Annotated in this window: 8 protein-coding genes; 3 read left to right on the forward strand and 5 right to left on the reverse strand. The window is 63.3% G+C overall.

Going from position 1 to position 20,044, the window contains the following annotated elements; genetic code table 11:
• From FEZ59_RS13160 to FEZ59_RS13170, 3 genes are all read left to right on the forward strand, one after another.
• Positions 1–12,716, forward strand: a 12,716-nt coding sequence (locus FEZ59_RS13160; protein ID WP_172932754.1) for a non-ribosomal peptide synthetase, incomplete at its 5' end; no start/stop codon positions are given.
• A gap of 86 nt (positions 12,717–12,802) precedes the next feature.
• Entirely contained in the window at positions 12,803–13,825 is a 1,023-nt protein-coding gene (locus FEZ59_RS13165) for an alpha/beta hydrolase family protein (protein ID WP_046378652.1), read from the forward strand.
• 102 nt (positions 13,826–13,927) lie between these two features.
• Positions 13,928–14,764, forward strand: a complete 837-nt coding sequence (locus tag FEZ59_RS13170; RefSeq protein ID WP_172932755.1) for a GNAT family N-acetyltransferase — start codon at positions 13,928–13,930, stop codon at positions 14,762–14,764.
• A gap of 10 nt (positions 14,765–14,774) precedes the next feature.
• Here FEZ59_RS13170 and FEZ59_RS13175 read toward each other — a convergent pair whose 3' ends face one another.
• From FEZ59_RS13175 to FEZ59_RS13195, 5 genes are all read right to left on the reverse strand, one after another.
• Positions 14,775–16,241 carry an FAD-dependent oxidoreductase gene (locus tag FEZ59_RS13175; RefSeq protein ID WP_020907950.1) on the reverse strand — a complete coding sequence of 489 codons (1,467 nt, stop codon included), beginning with the start codon at positions 16,239–16,241 and terminating at the stop codon, positions 14,775–14,777.
• A gap of 87 nt (positions 16,242–16,328) precedes the next feature.
• Positions 16,329–16,790: a carboxymuconolactone decarboxylase family protein gene (locus tag FEZ59_RS13180; RefSeq protein WP_172932756.1), complete on the reverse strand. Its 462-nt coding sequence runs from the start codon at positions 16,788–16,790 to the stop codon at positions 16,329–16,331.
• Positions 16,787–17,731, reverse strand: coding sequence for an NAD(P)-dependent oxidoreductase (locus FEZ59_RS13185; RefSeq protein WP_019748686.1), 945 nt, complete (start codon positions 17,729–17,731; stop codon positions 16,787–16,789). The genes FEZ59_RS13180 and FEZ59_RS13185 overlap by 4 nt, the downstream gene beginning before the upstream one ends.
• On the reverse strand, positions 17,728–18,477 hold the full coding sequence (locus FEZ59_RS13190; protein ID WP_007728639.1) for an SDR family oxidoreductase: 750 nt from the start codon (positions 18,475–18,477) through the stop codon (positions 17,728–17,730). Before FEZ59_RS13190 ends, FEZ59_RS13185 begins: the two co-directional genes overlap by 4 nt.
• A 60-nt stretch (positions 18,478–18,537) precedes the next feature.
• On the reverse strand, positions 18,538–20,004 hold the full coding sequence (locus FEZ59_RS13195) for an aldehyde dehydrogenase (RefSeq protein ID WP_021334002.1): 1,467 nt from the start codon (positions 20,002–20,004) through the stop codon (positions 18,538–18,540).
• Between the last annotated feature and the right edge of the window lie 40 nt (positions 20,005–20,044).

Raw genomic sequence — 20,044 nt, forward strand, 5'->3', positions numbered from 1 at the left:
TGTTGGTGTTGGATTCGCGGTTGCGGCCGGTTCCGGTGGGTGTGGTGGGGGAGTTGTATGTGGGTGGGGTGCAGGTGGCTCGGGGGTATGAGGGTCGTGTGGATTTGACGGTGGGTCGGTTTGTGGCGGATCCGGTGTCGGGGGTGGTGGGTGCTCGGGTGTATCGGACGGGGGATGTGGTGCGGTGGGGTTGTGGTGGGGTGTTGGAGTTTGTGGGGCGCACGGATTTTCAGGTGAAGGTGCGGGGGCAGCGGGTGGAGTTGGGGGAGGTGGAGGCGGTGTTGGCTGCTCAGGTGGGGGTGGCTGGTGCGGTGGTGGTGTTGCGGTCGGGTGTGGGTGGGGATTTTTTGGTGGGGTTTGTGGTGGGTGAGGTGGGGGTGGTGGTCGATGAGGTGGTGGTGTTGGAGGGGGTGCGGAGGTCTCTTCCGGGGTTCATGGTGCCGTCGGTGGTTGTGGTGTTGGGGGAGTTTCCGGTGACGGTGCATGGGAAGTTGGACCGTAAAGCCCTCCCGGACACTACTTTTACAGCCGCGGACTATCGGACGCCGAGCACACGAGCCGAAGTTATGGTCGCTCGAGCCATCGCCGAGGTTCTCGATCTCGACCAGGTGGGCGCCGACGACAATTTCTTCGAACTGGGTGGAGACTCGCTCAGCGCCACTCGCGTCGCAGCGCGCATCAGATCCGAATCGAGCACGAATGTCGGTGTGAAGGCCTTGTTCGACACTCCCGTGGTCGCTGATCTGGCGGCATCGATCGATCAGCTGCAAGCTGTGCTGCGAGGTTCAGGGCTGGAAGGTTCGGGGCCGGAAGGTTCGAGGATTTCAGAAATTGCAGGTAAGCCACGGCCAGAACACATTCCGCTATCGCTCTCACAGGCGCGCATGTGGTTCGTCAACCAGTTCGACACCTCGTCTCCGCTCTACAACATCCCCGTCGCACTACAACTGGACGGCTTCCTGGATTCGGGTGCGCTCCAAGCCGCACTGGGTGATGTGGTGGAACGGCACGAAACCCTTCGAACGATCTTCCCGACGTCCGCGAACGGGCCCCACCAGGTGATCGCCGAACCAGCGCTCGCTGCTCCTCGAATCCACCCCGTGCCGATTTCCGGCGAGCGGCTTTTTACGGATTTGCACGCGTTCTTCGACGTCGGATTCGATGTGGCCGAAGAGTTCCCGCTGCACGTGAGGTTACTCCGAATCGGGCCGGAGCAGCATGTTCTTGCGATCGTCGTCCACCACATCGCCGCGGACGGTTTCTCGATGGCGCCACTGGCACGTGACCTGATGCGCGCCTATACATCCCGTGCTCAGGAGCAGAATCCGGACTGGGAGCCACTGCCCATCCAGTATGCCGACCACAGCCTGTGGCAGCGGGAGATCCTCGACGCAGAAGTTGGTCCGGGAACGTCGACGTCGCATGAATTCGATTACTGGACAGCGAAGCTGTCGGATATTCCAGAAGTCTTGCCGCTCCCTCTCGATCGACCACGAACGCCGAAACGGTCTACCGAGGGCGCGGTGGTTTCGATGGACTTCTCACCCGAGATCCATCGAGTTTTGACCGACCTCGCACACCAGAATGGTGCGTCCCTGTTCATGGTGATGCATGCGGCGCTCGCGGTGTTGCTGGCACGGCTTTCGGCGTCGGACGACGTAGTGATCGGCACTCCGGTCGCAGGGCGCGGTGCTTCGGTGTTCGACGATGTGGTCGGGATGTTCGTCAACACGCTCGTGCTCCGCACACCCGTCGAATCCGGAGCAACCTTTGCCGAGGTATTGGCCGCGGTGCGGTCAACGGATCTCGGTGCACTCGACCATGCAGACATTCCCTTCGAGAGGTTGGTGGATCACCTCTCGCCCGACCGTTCCACCGCGCATTCACCCCTCTTTCAAGTACTCCTCGAATTCCAGACCGATACGGGACTGCGCTTCGAATTGCCGGAACTGACGGCTCGCTCGCTCGACATCGATCTCGCGGTTGCAAAATTCGATCTACAACTGAGTGTGATGGAACACGTCGACGAGCACGGTGGGCCGGCCGGTATCAGCGCCGGTTTCCGGTACGCAACAGATATTTTCGATCGAGTATCGGTGATGCGCATCGCGGAGCGCTTCGAGAGAGTGATCGGCGCCGTGATCGAGGATCCGTCGGCAGTCGTCGGCGACATCGACATACTTCTGGCCGGCGAATACAGCGAGATGCTGGTTGCGCCATCGGCCTCGGCCTCGGGTTCGGCCTCGGTCTCGGGCGTCGGAACCCACGAGGATTCGCTGTCGGATCTCTTCGATCGTGCGGTGCTGACGTCCGGTGATGCCGTGGCGGTGCGCTGCGACGGTTTGTCCGTCACCTACCGCGAACTCGACGAGCGAGCAAACCGCCTCGCTCGACTGTTGGTGGCTCAGGGTGTGGTGCCGGAAACCCTGGTGGCAGTCGCGATGACCCGCTCGATCGACCTGGTGGCGGCATTGCTGGCGGTGGTGAAGGCGGGTGGCGGATACCTACCGGTGGACCTGACTTCTCCGGTCGACCGGGTGGACTTCGTGCTGCGTGACTCCGCGCCGAAGTGTGTGCTGACCACTGGGGCCGACGGCGCCGACATACGAGACAGTGACGCAATCGCAGACAACGAGATTCCAGTGATTTCCGTGGACGACCCGGCGATTCTCGAAGCGCTGCGTAGGAGTTCTCCGTTTCCGGTGACCGACCAAGACCGGCTGCTACCGCTCCGACCCGATTCGGTGGCCTACGTGATCTACACCTCGGGGTCTACTGGGCGTCCGAAGGGGGTGCAGGTTTCCCACCGCAGTGTCGTGACGTTGCTGGCAAACACCGGAGCGCTCTTCGGCTTCGACAGCGGCGATGTGTGGACGATGTTCCATTCCGAGGCATTCGACTTCTCGGTCTGGGAAATGTGGGGCGCACTCGCACACGGTGGCCGGCTGGTACTGGTCGACTACTTCACGGCCCGTTCACCAGAGGCATTCCTCGAATTGCTACGGCACGAACGTGTCACGGTGCTCAATCAAACTCCCACTGCCTTCTATCAATTGGCGGAAGCCGACCGGCGTATCGGGAGCGCGGCCCTGTCATTGCGCTACGTGATCTTCGGTGGAGAAGCCCTCGACTTCGGACAGTTGACGCGCTGGTACGCCCGCCATGGGACGTCGTCACCAGATCTGGTCAACATGTACGGCATCACGGAGACCACGGTGCACGTCAGCCACCTACCGCTCGATCGTGAGCTGGCGCGTGACGGATCGGCCTCGGTGATCGGTCGGGCGTTGCCCGGATTGCGTGTGTATGTGTTGGATCAGCGGTTGCACCCGGTGCCGCCCGGTGTGGTGGGTGAACTGTATGTCTGCGGCGATCAGGTTTCACGCGGATACCTCGGCCGGTCCGGTCTGACCTCCGCGCGGTTCATTCCCGACCTCACCGTCAGTGGGGCGCGTATGTATCGATCCGGTGACCTGGGGCGCTGGAACGACAGCGGGCAGCTGGAGTACCTCGGACGAAACGATCTGCAGGTGCAGGTAAAGGGGTACCGAATCGAACTCGGCGAGGTGGAGGCTGCGCTGCTCTCCGGAGTGGGCGTGTCTCAGGCGGCGGTCGTGGCCCGCAGAGACCGGTTGGTGGGCTACGTGGTGCCGGAGGCCGTTGCCAGTGTCTCTCCGGCGGCGTTGCTCGAGTATCTCTCACAGAGGTTGGCGGCACACATGGTCCCCGCTGTCGTGACGGTTCTCGAGGCGTTGCCGCTGACGGTGAACGGCAAACTCGACCGGAAAGCGTTGCCTGAACCTGACTTCGGGCTACAGGCAACCGTGAGTCGTGGCCCCGCCTCCGAGACGGAAAGCATCCTTGCGGGCCTGTTCGCCGAGGTTCTGGGACTCGACGAGGTGGGGGTCGACGATTCGTTCTTCACTCTCGGCGGTGACTCGATCATGTCCATCCAGTTGGTGACGCGAGCCAAGTCTGCCGGAGTTTTGATCTCACCGCGCGAGGTATTCGAACGCAAAACCGTTGCGGCGCTGTCCGAGACGGCCGGTACGTCTGGCGGTCACGCTGTTCTCGACGAGTTGCCCGGTGGCGGCGTCGGGGAGATCGAGTTGACACCGATCGCGGTATGGATGCTCGATCGCGGCGGAGATTTTCGGCGGTACTCACAATCTGTTCTCCTCGCGGTTCCTGCCACGCTCGACGAGGTCACGCTGACACAGGCGATGCAGGCCGTGCTGGACCACCACGACATCCTCCGCGCGGGCATCCGGGCGACGCTGCATCCTGAATCCGCTCGGCGGATGGACGTTGCGCCAGCAGGTACGGTGCGGGCGGAGACCGTCGTACGCCACGCGAGCCTGGAGGGTGCTGCCGTGGAGACGGTCTCGGCTGAACTCGACGCAGCTCTGGGGCGGCTCGACCCGGAGACAGGTGTGATGGTGCAGGCAGTCCTGCTCGACACCGACGGACAGATTCAAAAGGAAGGACAGCGCCAGAAACGGTTGCTACTGGTAGCGCACCATCTGGTGACGGACGGTGTTTCCTGGCGAATCCTGATCCCCGATCTTGCACTTGCTTGTGCGCAGGTGCAATCAGGCGTCGACCCGTCACTGGCTCCGGTCGGGACCTCGATGCGTCGATGGGCACGTGGCCTCGTCGACGCCGCGCGCGAGCCGGATCGGGTTGCTGAACTCGACTATTGGCGAGAGGTGCTCGAGGGTCCCGATCCGACTCTGGGTGTGCGCGCCCTGACGAAGAGGGACACCGCCTCGGCCACCACCGACATCGAAGTACGAGTTCCCACGGCATTGACCGAGGCCGTGTCGACGACAGTGCCGCAGGCGATTCACGGGAGTGTCGAGGACGGATTGTTGACGGCTTTGGCTCTTGCGATGGTCCGCTGGCATAGGGAGCGCGGGATCGACAATCCGGAGACATTGATCAGCCTCGAGGGACACGGACGCGAGGAACAGGTGGTTCCCGGGGCAGATCTTGCTCGCACAGTGGGATGGTTCACGTCGATCTTCCCGGTGCGGATCGATCTGAGCGGAGTGGATCCGATCGACGCCTTCGCCGGCGGTCCGGCTGCGGGCGTCGCTGCCAAGGCCGTCAAGGAACAACTCCGGGCGGTGCCGGACCGCGGTATCGGCTTCGGGCTGCTGCGCTATCTGAACCGCGAAACGGCACACACTCTTTCGCAACTTCCGGTGCCTCAGATCAGTTTCAATTACCTCGGACGCGTCGGTGGATCCGAGGCCGACGCTTCAGCGGGATGGGTACCGATCCGCGACGAGAACTTGCGGACGGTTACGGCCGTCGATCTTCCGCTCGCCGGCGTTCTCGAGGTCAACGTGATGACCGTCGACGACAGCGACACCGACAACAGTGATACCGAGGACGGCCCGCAGCTCGTTGCCAGCTGGACGTTCCCACCGGACATTCTGGGCGCGGATGACGTTCGGCAACTGGCGCAGTGGTGGCTCGACGCATTGGTCGGGCTCGGTGAGTACGCGGCGGACGGCGGCGGATTCACACCCTCGGACTTCGATCTGGTCGATCTTCGACAGGATGCGGTCGACGACCTCGAAAGCCGGTGCCCCGACCTGAGCGACGTCTGGTCGCTCTCTCCATTGCAAGCGGGGTTGTTGTTCCATGCCGAACTTGCCGAACGATCGGTCGACGCATACCTCGTACAAGTGGCTCTCGATCTAGCCGGCGCAGTCGATTCGGAGCGCCTGCGTCACGCCGCCGACGCGCTGCTCGACAGGCATGAGAACCTGCGTACCGCCTTCCTTCACGGCGCGGACGGCCGTGCCGTCCAGGTGGTCCGAAGCGCCGTGGCAGCGCCGTGGCAGGAAATCGACCTCACTGGTGCAACAGATCAGGATCTTGATCGAGCACTGGCGGAGGACCGAGCGCGCCCGTTCGACATGGCGCAGGCGCCGTTGATCAGATTCACGCTGATTGCTCTCGCCCCCGAAAAGTTCACGCTGGTGCTCACCAACCATCACATCCTTCTGGACGGCTGGTCCATGCCACTGCTGATCCGGGAGTTGGCGACGCTCTATGCCGCTGACGGTGAAGTGGCGGCCTTGCCTCACGCGCGCGCGTATCGCGACTATCTGACCTGGATGAGCCGCCGCGATCAGCAAGCTTCTCGAGCTGTATGGGCGAGGACGCTGAGCGGAGTCGAAGGACCGACGCTGTTGGCTCCGGCGGTTCGATCTCGTCGACTCTCCACCATGGCGGCCGAGTGGGTGTTCGATCTGGACGAGGAGTTCACAACCTCACTTCGCGGGATGGCGCGTGAACTCGGGCTGACGATCAACACAGTTGTTCAGGCATCGTGGGGGATCGTCCTCGCTGCACTGACCGGGAGAGACGATGTGGTGTTCGGAGCGACGGTGTCGGGTCGACCTCCCGAGCTGACCGGGATCGAAACCATGATCGGGCTGTTCATCAACACAATTCCGGTCCGAATCACTCTGCGCCCGAGAGAAAGTATCGGCACACTCCTCGCGCGGATCCAGGCCGAGCAAGCAGAGCTGTCGGATCATCACTATCTCGGGCTTTCCGAGATCCAAGTAGCCACGGGGCCGGAGACCGGATTCGATACGTTGACTGTCTTCGAATCGTATCCCGCCGACCGTCAGGGCCTTTCGTCCGATACCGATATCGCGGGGATCCGGATCATCGATGTCGAAGCCAAGGACGCTGCCCACTACCCGCTCAGCCTGGTGGCATCGGTCGACACCAGACTCCGCCTGAAATTCGAGTACCTACCCGAGGTTTTCGGTGCCGCCGACATCGAAGAGATCGCCGGACGACTGCATCGTGTACTCGAAGCGTGTGCCCAGCCGGATCGCCCCTTGGCTGTGGTGTCGGTGCTCGCCCCGTCCGAACGTGCCGAATTGGTGCCGGCCCGTGGCACGGCTGGTGGGTCGTCGCGCGTCTTCCCGGAGATCTTCGATGCGGCAGCCCAGCGTGATCCGAACGCGCTCGCCGTGGAATCGGCGGACGGCAGCCTGACCTACGGCGAGCTGGACATCCTCTCCAATCGCATTGCTCGCGTGCTGGTCTCGCGAGGACTGGGAACCGAGGACTACGTAGCAGTCGGTGTCCCACGTTCTCTCACGTCCGTGGTGTCGATACTTGCCGTCGCCAAGACAGGCGCTGCATTCGTGCCGATCGATCCCGCCTATCCCGACGAGCGGATCAATCACATGCTGATCGATTCGATGGTGAGCTTCGGATTGACCACCACCGCGGGCCGAGATCGATTGCCCGATATCGCGGAGTGGCTGATTCTCGACGATCCGCATTTCACGAAGAAGTGCGAGGACTTCTCGGGGAGCCCGTTGACCGACAACGACCGACTCCGTCCGATCGGGTTGGATTCAGCTGCTTACGTGGTCTACACCTCGGGGTCGACCGGCGTGCCCAAGGGAGTCGTGGTCACACAGCGAGGGCTCGACAACTTCGCCCGAGACCAGGTCGAACGCTACGGCGCAACTCCACAATCACGCACGCTGCACTTCTCCACTCCGAGTTTCGACGGGTCGCTCTTCGAATATCTGCAGGCTTTCGGCGCCGGGGCGACGATGGTTATCGCTCCACCCGGGATCTACGGGGGCGAGGACCTGGCGCAGCTTCTGGCCGAGCACTCCGTCACGCACGCGTTCATCACCACGGCGGCATTGGCAACGGTGGACCCGGCTGGGCTGGAACAACTTTCGGAAGTCGTATTCGGGGGCGAGGCGTGCCCACCCGATCTCGTCGCTCGCTGGGGACCTGGCCGCCGCCTGTACAACGCGTACGGACCGACCGAAGCAACGATCATGTCCAACGTCAGTCCGCCCATGACCGCCGGGGAACGCATCACGATCGGTGGACCTGTCAGTGGCGTCAGTGAACTGGTGCTCGACGCTCGACTTCAAGCGGTTCCCGTCGGGGTCCCCGGCGAGCTGTATCTGGCCGGACCAGGCGTGGCGCGGGGATATCACCGAAGGCCGGGGTTGACGGCAGAGCGCTTTGTTGCCAATCCGGCCGACCCAGGAACGCGGATGTACCGCACCGGCGACATCGTGCGATGGACGGCGGACATGTGTGTCGAGTACGTCGGGCGAAGCGACTTCCAGGTCAAGGTTCGAGGCTTCCGTGTCGAACTCGGTGAGATCGACAGTGTGCTGATGTCGGAGCCCAACGTCGGATTTGCCGTTACGGTTGCCGATTCCGCCCCCACCGGAGACACCCGACTCGTGTCGTACGTCGTGCCCACCGCGGGTCGACTGGACACCAGGCTCCTGATTCGCGCCGTGGCCCGGCGCTTGCCTTCGCACATGGTGCCTGCCGTTCTCACGGTGCTGGAGAACATACCATTGACCGCTGTCGGAAAAGTCGACCGTTCGGCATTGCCCAGCCCCGAAATCGAGACGACCACAGGGGATTTCCGTCCCCCTGTCGGCCCGGTCGAACAGGCAGTGTCGGACGTGTTCGCCGAGGTGCTCGGCCTCGAACGAGTCGGTACCGACATCAGTTTCTTCGAGCTCGGTGGAAATTCTCTGAGCGCCACTTCGGTCGCGGCGAGGCTACGGGCGGTGCTCGGAGCTACCGTCGGCGTGCGGGACCTGTTCGAGACGCCGACGGTGGCCGAGTTGGCTACGGTGATCGACCAGTCGGTCGCCGAACGGTCGGAGCGACTGGAACCGCGCCCCCGACCCGACAACATCCCCTTGTCGTTTGCTCAGCAGCGGATGTGGTTCGTCAATCAACTCGACACCAGTTCACCTGCATACAACATTCCGCTCGTGGTGCGGTTGAGCGGTGAACTCGACAAACCGGCCTTGAGATCAGCGATGTCCGATGTCATCGCCCGCCACGAATCGCTGCGAACGATGTTCCCGGTCCACGGCGACGGACCGGTCCAGCACATCGTGCCCACCGAAAGCGCCGCGCTGCCACAACTGGCCGAGACATCGGTGACCGACGAACATCATCTCCGTGACGAGCTTGCCCGAATGGTCTCGGCCGGTTTCGACGTCGCCGCACGAATTCCCCTGCGGGCAGCGTTGTTCACCATCGATGAGCGCGAACACGTACTTGCCGTAGTGGTGCACCACATCTCGGCTGACGGCTTCTCGATGTCTCCACTGACCCGAGACGTGATGATTGCATACGAGGCCCACGCGTACGGCAGGGAACCCCAGTGGACGCCGCTTCCAGTCCAGTACGCCGACTTTGCGCTCTGGCAACGGGAGATTCTGGGCTCCGGCGACGACCCTGGGTCGGTGATCACCGAGCAGTTGGCTTACTGGCGACGCGCACTGTCAGGCGCTCCCGACCTCTTGGAACTTCCCCTCGATCGAGACCGGCCGACACAACAGAGTTTTCACGGCTCGCGGATTCACTTCTCGATCAGCAGTGATCTTCACCGCCGTATCCGAGACGTGTCGAGGCAGCAAGAGTCCACTGCATTCATGACTGTGCATGCAGCGCTCGCGCTCTTGCTGGCACGTTTGGGCAGCACCGACGACATCGTGATCGGAACGCCGATCGCCGGCCGGGGAGATCGTGCCCTCGATGATCTGGTGGGCATGTTCGTCGGCACGCTCGCACTGCGCACACAGGTCGACCCGGCTCAATCGTTCCGGGAGTTGGTTGCGCATTGCCGCGAAGTCGACCTCGCCGCGTTCGCGCATTCCGACGTTCCCTTCGAGCGGGTAGTGGACGCGGTCGGGCCGAAACGGTCGAGCGCCTATGCACCGATTTCCTCGGTGTCGCTGGAATTCCAGAACAACGATCGGCCGATTCTGAAGCTGGCGGGACTGGAAGTCCGCGGGATCGACCCAGAACTCGAGGTAGTGAAGGTAGACCTGGAATTCCTCCTCGCCGAAGAGTACGACGATCGCGGTGCACCGGGAGGAATGAGCGGAGCCGTCGACTTTGCCACCGATCTCTTCGACCCCGGTACGGTCAGCGGGTTTGCCGACATGTTCGTTCGTGTACTCGAGGCCGTGACCCGGAATCCGCAGGTACCGATCGGTGACATCGATCTACTCGGCGATCTTGAACGTCGCGAGTTGACGCCGGCGCATGGGCTCCCCGAAGTACCTCCGAAATTGTGGCCTGAGTTGTTGGCGGACGCCGTGGCGATCGATCCGGACTCGGTGGCCCTGTCGCTCGAGAACCGGCAGCTCAGTTATCGCGACCTGGACGAGTGGTCGAATCGTGTTGCCCGGGAGTTGTGTGGTCGCGGTGTGGGCCCGGAGACCTTCGTGGCACTGGGAATGCCTCGCTCGATCGAATCGGTGGTGGCGATCTGGTCGGTGACCAAAGCCGGAGCGGCTTTTGTGCCTGTCGATCCGGCCTATCCGCGCGAGCGCGTCGAATACATGCTCGCCGATTGCCGAGCCTCGCTCGGTTTGACCGTTCAGTCCAGCCGAACTCAGCTACCCGACGTTGTTCCCTGGCTGGAACTCGACGACCCACACTTCGCCCGGCGGGTAGCCGCGCTGTCGCCGGAACCGATCACCGATGACGATCGAACCGGTGAACTGAACCTCGATCATCCGGCCTACCTGATCTACACCTCGGGATCTACCGGGAAACCCAAGGGAGTGAACATTACTCATCGAGGTTTGGCGAGCTTCACGGCCGAAACTCGTGAGAGGTTCGAGGTCACTCACGACTCTCATGTCTCACAGTTGGCATCGCCGAGTTTCGACGCTTCCATCTTCGAGTTGACGATGGCATTCAGCGCCTCGGCGCAAGTCGTGATCGTTCCGCCTGCTGTGTACGGTGGCGCCGAATTGGCCGATGTTTTCCGGCGCGAGCAGGTCACTCATGCCACCATTACACCGACCGCGCTGGCGGCGTTGGGGGACAACGGTTTCGAGGCGCTCCGTGTTCTCGATCTGGTGGGCGAGGCCTGCCCGCCGGAGGTCGTCGCGCAATGGGCGCCGGGTCGGAGGCTGCACAACGGCTACGGCCCGACTGAAACCACCGTGCAGGCGAGTGTCAGCGATTCGATGAAACCCGGTGCGGGAGTGAACATCGGCTCGCCGGCAGTGGGCTTCGGCTTCCTGGTGCTGGACGAGCGTTTGCAGCCCGTACCGGTGGGCGTGCCGGGGGAGTTGTACATCATCGGTCCAGGTATGGCACGTGGGTACCATAATCGGGCGTCGCTCACGTCGGAACGATTTGTCGCTTGCTTGTACGGATCGCCGGGGCGCCGGATGTACCGCACCGGAGATGTCGTGCGTTGGCGTGAATCCGGCGGTGACAGTGCCAAAATCGTTGGGTCCGGCGATGGAGTGCATCACACACTCGAATACATCGGGCGCAGCGACTTCCAGGTCAAGGTCCGTGGTTTTCGGATCGAACTCGGGGAAATCGATGCAGTTCTCTCACGCCATCCGTCGGTGGACTTCGCCGCGACTGTCGGCTACACGGGACCGTCGGGTGAAACGGTCCTGGTGTCGTACGTGCGTGCGTCAGCTGCCGACGCCTCCGACAGCGACGAGATACGGGCGTACGCAGCCGACCGACTTCCCTCGCACATGGTTCCATCGGCAGTGGTACTTCTCGAGCGGATTCCGATGACACCGGTGGGCAAGCTCGACCGAAAGGCTCTACCGGAACCCGAATTCAGTTCGGTTGCAGCCGAGTTCCGCGAGCCGGTCACCGACACCGAGCGCGCCGTGGTCGACTCGTTTGTCGAGGTTCTGGGTGTCAGCCGGGTGAGCACTACCGACAGCTTCTTCGACCTGGGCGGGTCCTCCCTGGTAGCCACCCGAATCGTCAGCGCACTGCACTCCCGTTTCCAACGCAGAATTCCGCTTCAGTGGATGTTCCTCGACCCGACACCCGCTGGAATCGCTCGACGCCTCGACATGCCGACAGTGGACGCCGGCATGGAAGAGCTTCTCGCCGTGGTTGTTCCGCTGCGGACAGAAGGAAGTGGGCGACCGCTGTTCTGTGTGCACCCTGGTATCGGCCTGTCCTGGGGGTACGCCGGCTTGGTGCGGTATCTGCCCGAGGACCGACCGGTGTACGGACTTCAGCTACCCGCACTCAGCGACGACGGTGACTATCAGTCGATCGAACAGTTGGCGCATCGCTACGTCGAAGAGATGGAAGCCGTTTCGCCGGACGGGCCGTACGACTTGCTCGGTTGGTCCCTCGGCGGAGTCATCGCGCACGCCATGGCCGTCGAACTGCAATCGTCCGGCCGCGAAGTTGCCACACTGACGATGATGGACAGCTACCCCGACAACGGCGATGCCTCTGCGTCAGCCGCACTCGACGTCCGAGACCTACTGCGAGGACTCGGCCTCGAGATCGAGACCGACCGAGATCTGACCTTCGACGAGGCGGCGGCCGTGCTGGCCCGGAGGCTCGGGCCCGAGACGGGAGTCGACGGTCGGGACCTCGCGCGGATTGCCAGAGGGTACGAGACTTCGCAGAGAATCACGCACCAGTTCGTTCCCCAGATCTACGAGGGAGACCTGCTGATCTTCCCGGCTGACGGAAAAGACGACACGATTCCGCGGGAAAGGTCGCCACAGGAATGGCGTCCGCTCGTGACGGGCCGGATCGTGGAGGTACCGGTGCGATGCGGACACAACGAGATGATCGAGGCACCGGCCATGGCGGTCATCGGACCGGAGATGGCTCGGGTGCTCTCGATGTTTTCCGGATACTCCGAACGGGCATGACAACTTGAAGCCACCGAGCCGCACGCCCGTGAAGCGAGCGCCACCGAGCTGTTGCCGGGCACCGCAATCGAGCACGAGGAGCGGCAATGAGAAGGATCGGACGTACTCGGGCGATACTGGTCGTCGCCCTCGTCGCATGGACGGGATTGTTCGGTGAAGCGGCGCTTGCCTCGGCTGATCAGGCGCGAACATCCCCTCCAGACAGTTCAGCTCTCGATCACGTCGAGGAAATCAACGCCCGTCAGCTGACGATGTACGTCTACTCCGCTGCAATGGACAAGGTGATCCCACTCGAGGTGATTCGGCCGGCAGACACGAGTGCGCCCCGGCCGACTCTCTACCTGCTCAACGGCGCGGGCGGAGGCGAGGACACGGCGACGTGGCAGACACGCACAGACGTCGTCGACTTCTTCGGCGACAAGAACGTCAACGTCGTCAACCCGATCGGCGGTGCCTACAGCTACTACACCGACTGGGAGAAGCCCGATCCTGTTCTCGGGCTGAACAAGTGGACCACGTTCCTCACCGAGGAGTTGCCACCGATCGTCGATGCCACGCTCGGGACTACGGGTGTGAATGCCGTTGCCGGATTGTCGATGGCAGGTACCTCGGTTCTGAGCCTGGCCGAGGCGGCGCCATCCGTTTACCGTGCCGTCGGTGCTTTCAGCGGGTGCGCCGAGACGAGTACTCAACCCGGTCAGGACTACGTGAGATTCGTGGTCGGATTCCGCGGCGGCAACGTGGACAACATGTGGGGTCCTCCCGGCGGTCCGGGCTGGGTAGCCAACGATCCTGTGGTCAACGCCGAGAGATTGCGGGGGGTCGACCTCTACATCAGCAATGGATCGGGCCTGCCCGGCCCACACGAGAATCTGGGCGGACCGATGGTCAACGGCGACCTCGGCGTTCTGGCGAACCAGGTGATCGTGGGTGGAGTCATCGAGGCCGGGACGAACCAGTGCACCCAGCGTTTGGCCGAGCGGCTCGACTCCCTGGGCATCCCGGCCACCTATGATTTCCGGGCAACTGGCACTCACTCCTGGGGTTATTGGCAGGACGATCTTCACAACTCGTGGTCGATGATTGCCGAGTCGATCGGTGCGCGCTAGCCGGTGAACCCGAGGATCGGCGGCTGAGTTGTTTCTCACTTCGGGGCCCGCTCGCCCCACCTAGCCGACCGAACTGCAGGTCAGCGGCGTTATAGTCGCCACATGAGTTCAGAAACACTCGCGCCCCTCGACACCGATGTACTTGCGCGCAGGTTTGCGTGCCTGGGTGACCCGACGCGGCTGCGAGTGCTCCGACTTGCTGCCGGCGGTCCGATCGACATCGACACGATTGCACACGCCGCATCACTCGAGCCGTCGGCGCTGAGTGCTCACCTCGAGGCCTTGATCGAGGTCGGTTTTGTCGAGGCTTCGGTGCGTGAAGGCACTTCGGTTGTCAGTGTTGCCGGAACGGCATACTCCGATCTGATGGCAGCGGCCGCCGTCGTGGCTGCGCGTGGCCCGGTCGAAGACACACTGGGAGTTCTTCCCGACGATGTGGTGCTGCGCCGCATGGAATCCGGCGACTGGGATGCCGTGCGCTCGATCTACCGAGAAGGAATCGACACCGGAACCGCGACGTTCACCACGTCGGTGCCGTCAGCCGAGAAGCTCGACGCGCAATGGTTGCCCGATCATCGATGGGTCGCCGAGATCGACGGCCGAGTCGAAGGCTGGGCGAGCCTGAGCCCGGTGTCCTCGCGTGATTGCTACCGCGGGGTCGCCGAGAACTCCATCTACATCAGTAGCGGCGCTCGCGGGCGCGGCGTGGGCAAGCTGCTGCTTCGCCGACAGGTGCAAGCCGCCGACGCCAGCGAGATCTGGACGGTGCAGTCGTCGATCTTCCCGGAGAACCGGGCGAGTGTCGCCTTGCATCAGGCCGTCGGATTCCGAATCGTCGGCACTCGCTCGCGTATCGCTCAACTCGGTGGCAGGTGGCGTGACACGTTGTTCCTCGAACGTCGCAGCGAGGACGCTGACATTGAGGACGCTGACATTTGAGAAGAGACGCTCAGCCCTTGGCAGCGCTGATTCCCGCGCGTCGCCCGTAGAAGCTGCCGTCACCGAGGGACGTTCCGGAGGCGTATCCACCGGCGCAGACGCCGGCGGTGCAGCGTCCAGCGGCAAACAAACCCGGGATCGGTTCGCCGGAGACGTGGATGACCTCCGAGTTGATCGACGTGCGCAGACCGCCGAGCGTGAATCCGGCGGTGAAATTGCGAAGGTCGAGCGCAGCGACGGGTGAGCCGATCGGCTTGACCCACTCCTTCTTCTTACCGAGTACCGGGTCTTCACCACGGGCGGCGTGCCGGTTGTAGACCTCGACCGTCGACTGAAGGGTGCCTTCCGGCAGGCCCATGTCGGATTCGAGTTCCTCGACGGTCTCGGCCACCCACTTGGGCTGGAATCTGAAGAACGGTGTGGAACTGTCGGCGGCGCAGCCCTCTTCGTAGGACGCTTCGTCGATGATCAGGTAGGCCTGATTCTCGTTGCGCAGCAGCGTCTCCTGGCCGATTCTTCCCGGGTACGTGTCTTCGTTGACGTAGCGCTGGCCGCGTCCGTTGACGAGAATGCCGCGGATCATCAACTGGGGGTCGCCGAAGAATGCGACCTCGGTTGCGTCCATGTGTGCGAGGTCGGCCCCGAGTGCCTGCGCCATCTGGATGGCCTTGCCGTCGTGCTCTTCGATAGCCGCACCGGGGCGCCCGATCAGCCGTGGGGCGTACGACTGGATCATCGCTTCGTTGTAGGCGAAGCTTCCCGTCGCCAGTACGACACCCGTGCGTGCTCGAACTGCCACTTCCTTGCCGTACTGCTTGGCGATGATGCCGACTACTCGATCGCCGTCGACGACCAGGCGCTGGACTCGCATGTCGTATTCTGCTCGTACGCCGAGGCTTTCGGCCGTCTCGATCAGTGGCTTCATCAACATGAAACCACCGCCCTTCTCCCCGGTGCGCTTGCCGCTCATCTGCGGCACGTGCCCGCGAGGGGCCGGTGTCGCGATCGTGTTGAACGGTGCCGAGTTCTCGCCGCCGGAATACATGAGTCCGTCGTCGAAGGGTGTTTCCCAGCCGGGTTGGCCGTAGAAACTCTCCTTGAACGGCACACCGTTGTCGACGAGCCAGTTGTAGTGCTCGACACTGCCTTCGCAGTAGTCGGTGATCTTCTCCTCGTCGGCGCCGGGCCCGAGTGCGGCCATCATGAACGATTTCATGTTGGCAGGGGAGTCCTCGAACCCGAGTGCCTGCTGCAACGGGGTCCCGCCGCCCAGATAGATGAATCCGCCTGCCAGCGCCGCAGCGCCGCCCCAGCCGCTCGTGCGCTCGAGCACCAACACGTCGGCGCCCGCTCGCGCGGCCTCGATCGAAGCACTCACTCCGGCAATGCCGTAGCCGGCGACGACGACGTCAGCCTCGAAGTCCCACTGCTCGATGCTTGCGGCGGACTGCGGACGGATTGAGCTGGCCTCGGCCATGGATTCGGATCCTTCGTTCTTCTGGTTGGTTGGTGGGGGAATCGGTGGGTGTGATTGATGCCCTGATGGCAGTATCTCGATCGAAAGTCAGTCGGTGTCCGTTTTCGCGGAATCGGCTGCGGCCTTCTCCTTGGCGCGCGCGGCTTTACGTCTGTCGGCCTTCACGGCGATCAGCGCATTGTTGAGTCCCGTGGCCAGCGGCCAGCCGACGTAGTGGCACAGGAAGATCGCGGCCTCTTCGAACTGCTGCTCGGTCAACTCCTCGTTGTGGAGAGCAGCGTTGATCTGGATCTTTGCCACATCGTTCTGCCCCTGGGCGGTGATGGCACCGATCAGTAGTAGTCGTCGGTCACGCACCGACAGTCCCGGTCGCGTCCAGATGTCGGCAAAGAGGTGGTCGGCGGTGACCGCGAAGAAGTCGCCGGGAACGTCGGCGGGAATCTCCCAGCCGTACACCTCGTTCATCTTCGCGACGCCACGAGCGCGGGCCTCGGAGATGCGGCTTTCGTCGGTTCCACCGGCATCGGTCAGGTGAGTGGTGTCGGTCATGCGTGCTCCCGAGTAGTAGATGCCGAAGATGCCGTTGAAGGTTCGGCCGGCCTGTCTTCGCTGTCATTCCCGACGCCCAGACCGGCACCGAGTCCGGCGAGCGCAAGGTGCGCGAGCGGCAGGTCGAGATTCAGCCGATCACCGAGATCGATGGCCAAGGCCAAGTCCTTCTCGCCGAGATTGCGAACATGCCGCAGTATCGAGAACCACGGGTCGTCCTCCGAGACCGGTGCGGTGGTGTCGCGCAGCATGATCGCGCCCGCGCCACCAGTGATCGCATCGGTGTGCCTGACGACCTTTCCGAGCGTGCGGAGATCGAGTCCTGCTGCTTCGGCGAGTCGCGCGGCCTCGGTCGTGGCGGTGAACGAGACGAAGTGAAGAAGGTTGCGTGCGAGCTTCATTCGCGTTCCCGCGCCGACGTCACCGGCGTGAACCACCAGCTCGGCCCAGGATCCGAAGGGCTCGCGGACGGCTTGGAACGCCTCGTCGGAGCCGCCGATCATCACTGCCAGCCTGCCCTGCGCTGCGCCGCCGGCACCGCCACTGATCGGGGCGTCGACCAGCAGAACACCACGCTGTTGACAGATGTCAGCGAGTTCCACCGCCGTGGTGTCCGAGATAGTGGAGTGAATCGCGACGACAGTGCCTGGCTGTGCGGTCGACAGGATCCCGTGCGGCCCGCACACAACCTCGCGTACCTGCGCGTCGTCGAGCACCGTGACGGAGATGATGCTCGCCTGCGCTGCAACGTCGGCGGGCGTCGATGCTGCGCTCGCGCCCGCAGTGGTGAACGGCTCGAGCGCTTCTGCGCGGGCATCACACACCACCAGTCCGCCCGGCCAGTCCAGGAGGCGCTGCGCCATCGGCGCGCCCATGTTGCCTAGGCCGATGTATCCCAGTCTGGTTTTCGAAGCGCTGGCTTTCGGCGCCGATTCCGTCATGACCGGTACACCTGGCCTCCGTCGACGTTGAAGATCTGCCCGGTCACCCAGCCTGCGTCGTCGGAGAGAAGGAACAGGCACATGCCGACGAGATCCTCTGGCGTTCCCATGCGCTGCAACGGGATTCGCTTTACCATGTCCTTGACGATGTTGCCGGGGGTGACGGTTCGAGTCGCCTCCGTGTCGATGGGACCGGGAGCGATGGCGTTGATCCGGATGTTCGACCAGCCGAGTTCGGTCGCGAGTTGTTGTGTCAGGCTGTTGACGCCGGCTTTCGCGAGTCCGTAGTAATTCGAGTACAGCCAGGCTGCTGTGGAGGATTGGTTGACGATCGAACCGCCCTTCGCGCGCATATGAGGTACGACCGCCCGGCACACGTGCAAGGCGCCGTCCATGTTGACGCTCATGAACTTTCGGTAGTAGTCCCAGTCCACCGTCAACAGGGAATCGATCTTCATTCCGCCGTAGATGGCAGCGTTGTTCACCAGATGCTCGATGCTGCCGAACTGCTCGATCGTGAAGTCGGCAAGTGCCGCAGTCGACTCCCCGTCGGCGACGTCGACGTCCTTGAACACGGCACTTCCACCGTCCGCCGTGATCTGCTTGGCGACAGCTTCACCGAGTTCGCGATTGAGATCCGCCACGACCACGTTGGCCCCCTCCGCGGCCAGAGCGCGGGCATACGCCTCTCCGATACCCTGCGCTGCTCCGGTGACTATCGCGGTGCGACCGTCGAAACGTCCCATGTCGACCTACTTTCGTGGTGATGATTCTGTGGTGAGGGTGTGGGGTGAGGGTGTGGAATGTCAGGAAGGTGAAGCGACGAGCTTGGTTTCGAGGTATTCCTCGAAACCGGCGAGGCCCATTTCGCGGCCGATCCCGGATTGTTTGTAGCCGCCGAACGGTGCGTCGGCCGAATACCAGACGCCGCCGTTGACGCTCAGCGTTCCGGTTCTGACACCGGCAACGACGTGCGCGACGCGATCGGGATCGGAGCCCCACACCGACCCGGACAGGCCGTAGGGGGAATCGTTGGCAATCCGGATAGCGTCGTCGTCGTTGTCGTACGGAATGATCACGAGAACGGGCCCGAAAATCTCCTCCTGCGCTACGCGAGACGAGTTGTCCAGCCCGGCAATGAGAGTGGGTTCGACGAAGAAGCCGCTCTGGTGATCGTCGGGTCGGCCTCCACCCGTCACGATCGTGCCGCCCTCTTCGACCGCGAGGGCGAGGTAGCTCTCCACCCTGGCGCGCTGGCGCGCGGAGATGACCGGACCACACACCGTTCCGCGCGCGCTGGGGTCACCGGCTCGGATACCCGCCATCGCGGCGGAGGCCGCTGCCAGAGCATCTTCGTACCGAGCGCGCGGCACGAGAAGCCTGGTACTGAGTGCGCATCCCTGACCGGCATGAACGCACACGGAGAACGCGGCAACCGAGCATGCACCCTTGATGTCCGCGTCGTCGAGGACGATGAATGCGGACTTGCCCCCGAGTTCGAGGAAGACCTTCTTGAGGGTTTGCGCGGCCGTGGCCATCACCGTGCGTCCGGTGGCGGTGGAACCGGTGAAAGACACGAGATCGACGCGCGGATCGCTGCACAGCTGCGCGCCGAGAGAGTGATCTGTCGACGTCACCACGTTGACGACGCCCGCTGGGATCTCGGTTTCTTCTGCAATCACCTTGGCGACCAGCGCGGCGCACCAGGGCGTGTCCGGCGCGGGTTTGAGAACGATGGTGTTGCCGGCCGCGAGGGCGGGGCCGAGTTTGGCGAAATTGATCTGGTGCGGGAAGTTCCACGGTGTGATTGCGCCGACGACGCCGACCGCTTCCTTGAGCAGTCGGCGATGGGTCGGAATCCCCATGGGTGACGCGTGCCCGAGATCTTGTTCCCACGAATAGGTTTCGATCAGGTCAGCCCAGTAGCGAAGATCTTCGATCGGGCCTTCGAGTTGCGGACCGCTCGTCAGCATGACGGGTGCGCCGACCTCGGCGACGGTGATCTCACGCAACTCCTCGATGTGGGACTGGAGTGCGTCGCACAGTTGGCGCAGGCAGCGAGCGCGAAACCCGTGATCGCGTGCCCATTCGGTCTCGTCGAACGCACGGCGCGCCGCGGCAATGGCCGCGTCCATGTCCGCGGTGGTGCCTTCGGCCGCACGGCCGATCAGTTCCTCGGTGGCCGGGTTGAAAACTTCGAAGGTTCCACCCGATCCGGGAACCAGCTTTCCGTCGACGAGAAGTGCAGAACTGTCTGCGGGTCGAAGCGTCATAACGCGAACCCTCTCTTTCTGGACATGTGTCTGGACTCTA

It is taken from the genome of Rhodococcus sp. MS13 (assembly GCF_013277835.1).
Taxonomy (GTDB): Bacteria; Actinomycetota; Actinomycetes; order Mycobacteriales; family Mycobacteriaceae; genus Rhodococcus_F; species Rhodococcus_F erythropolis.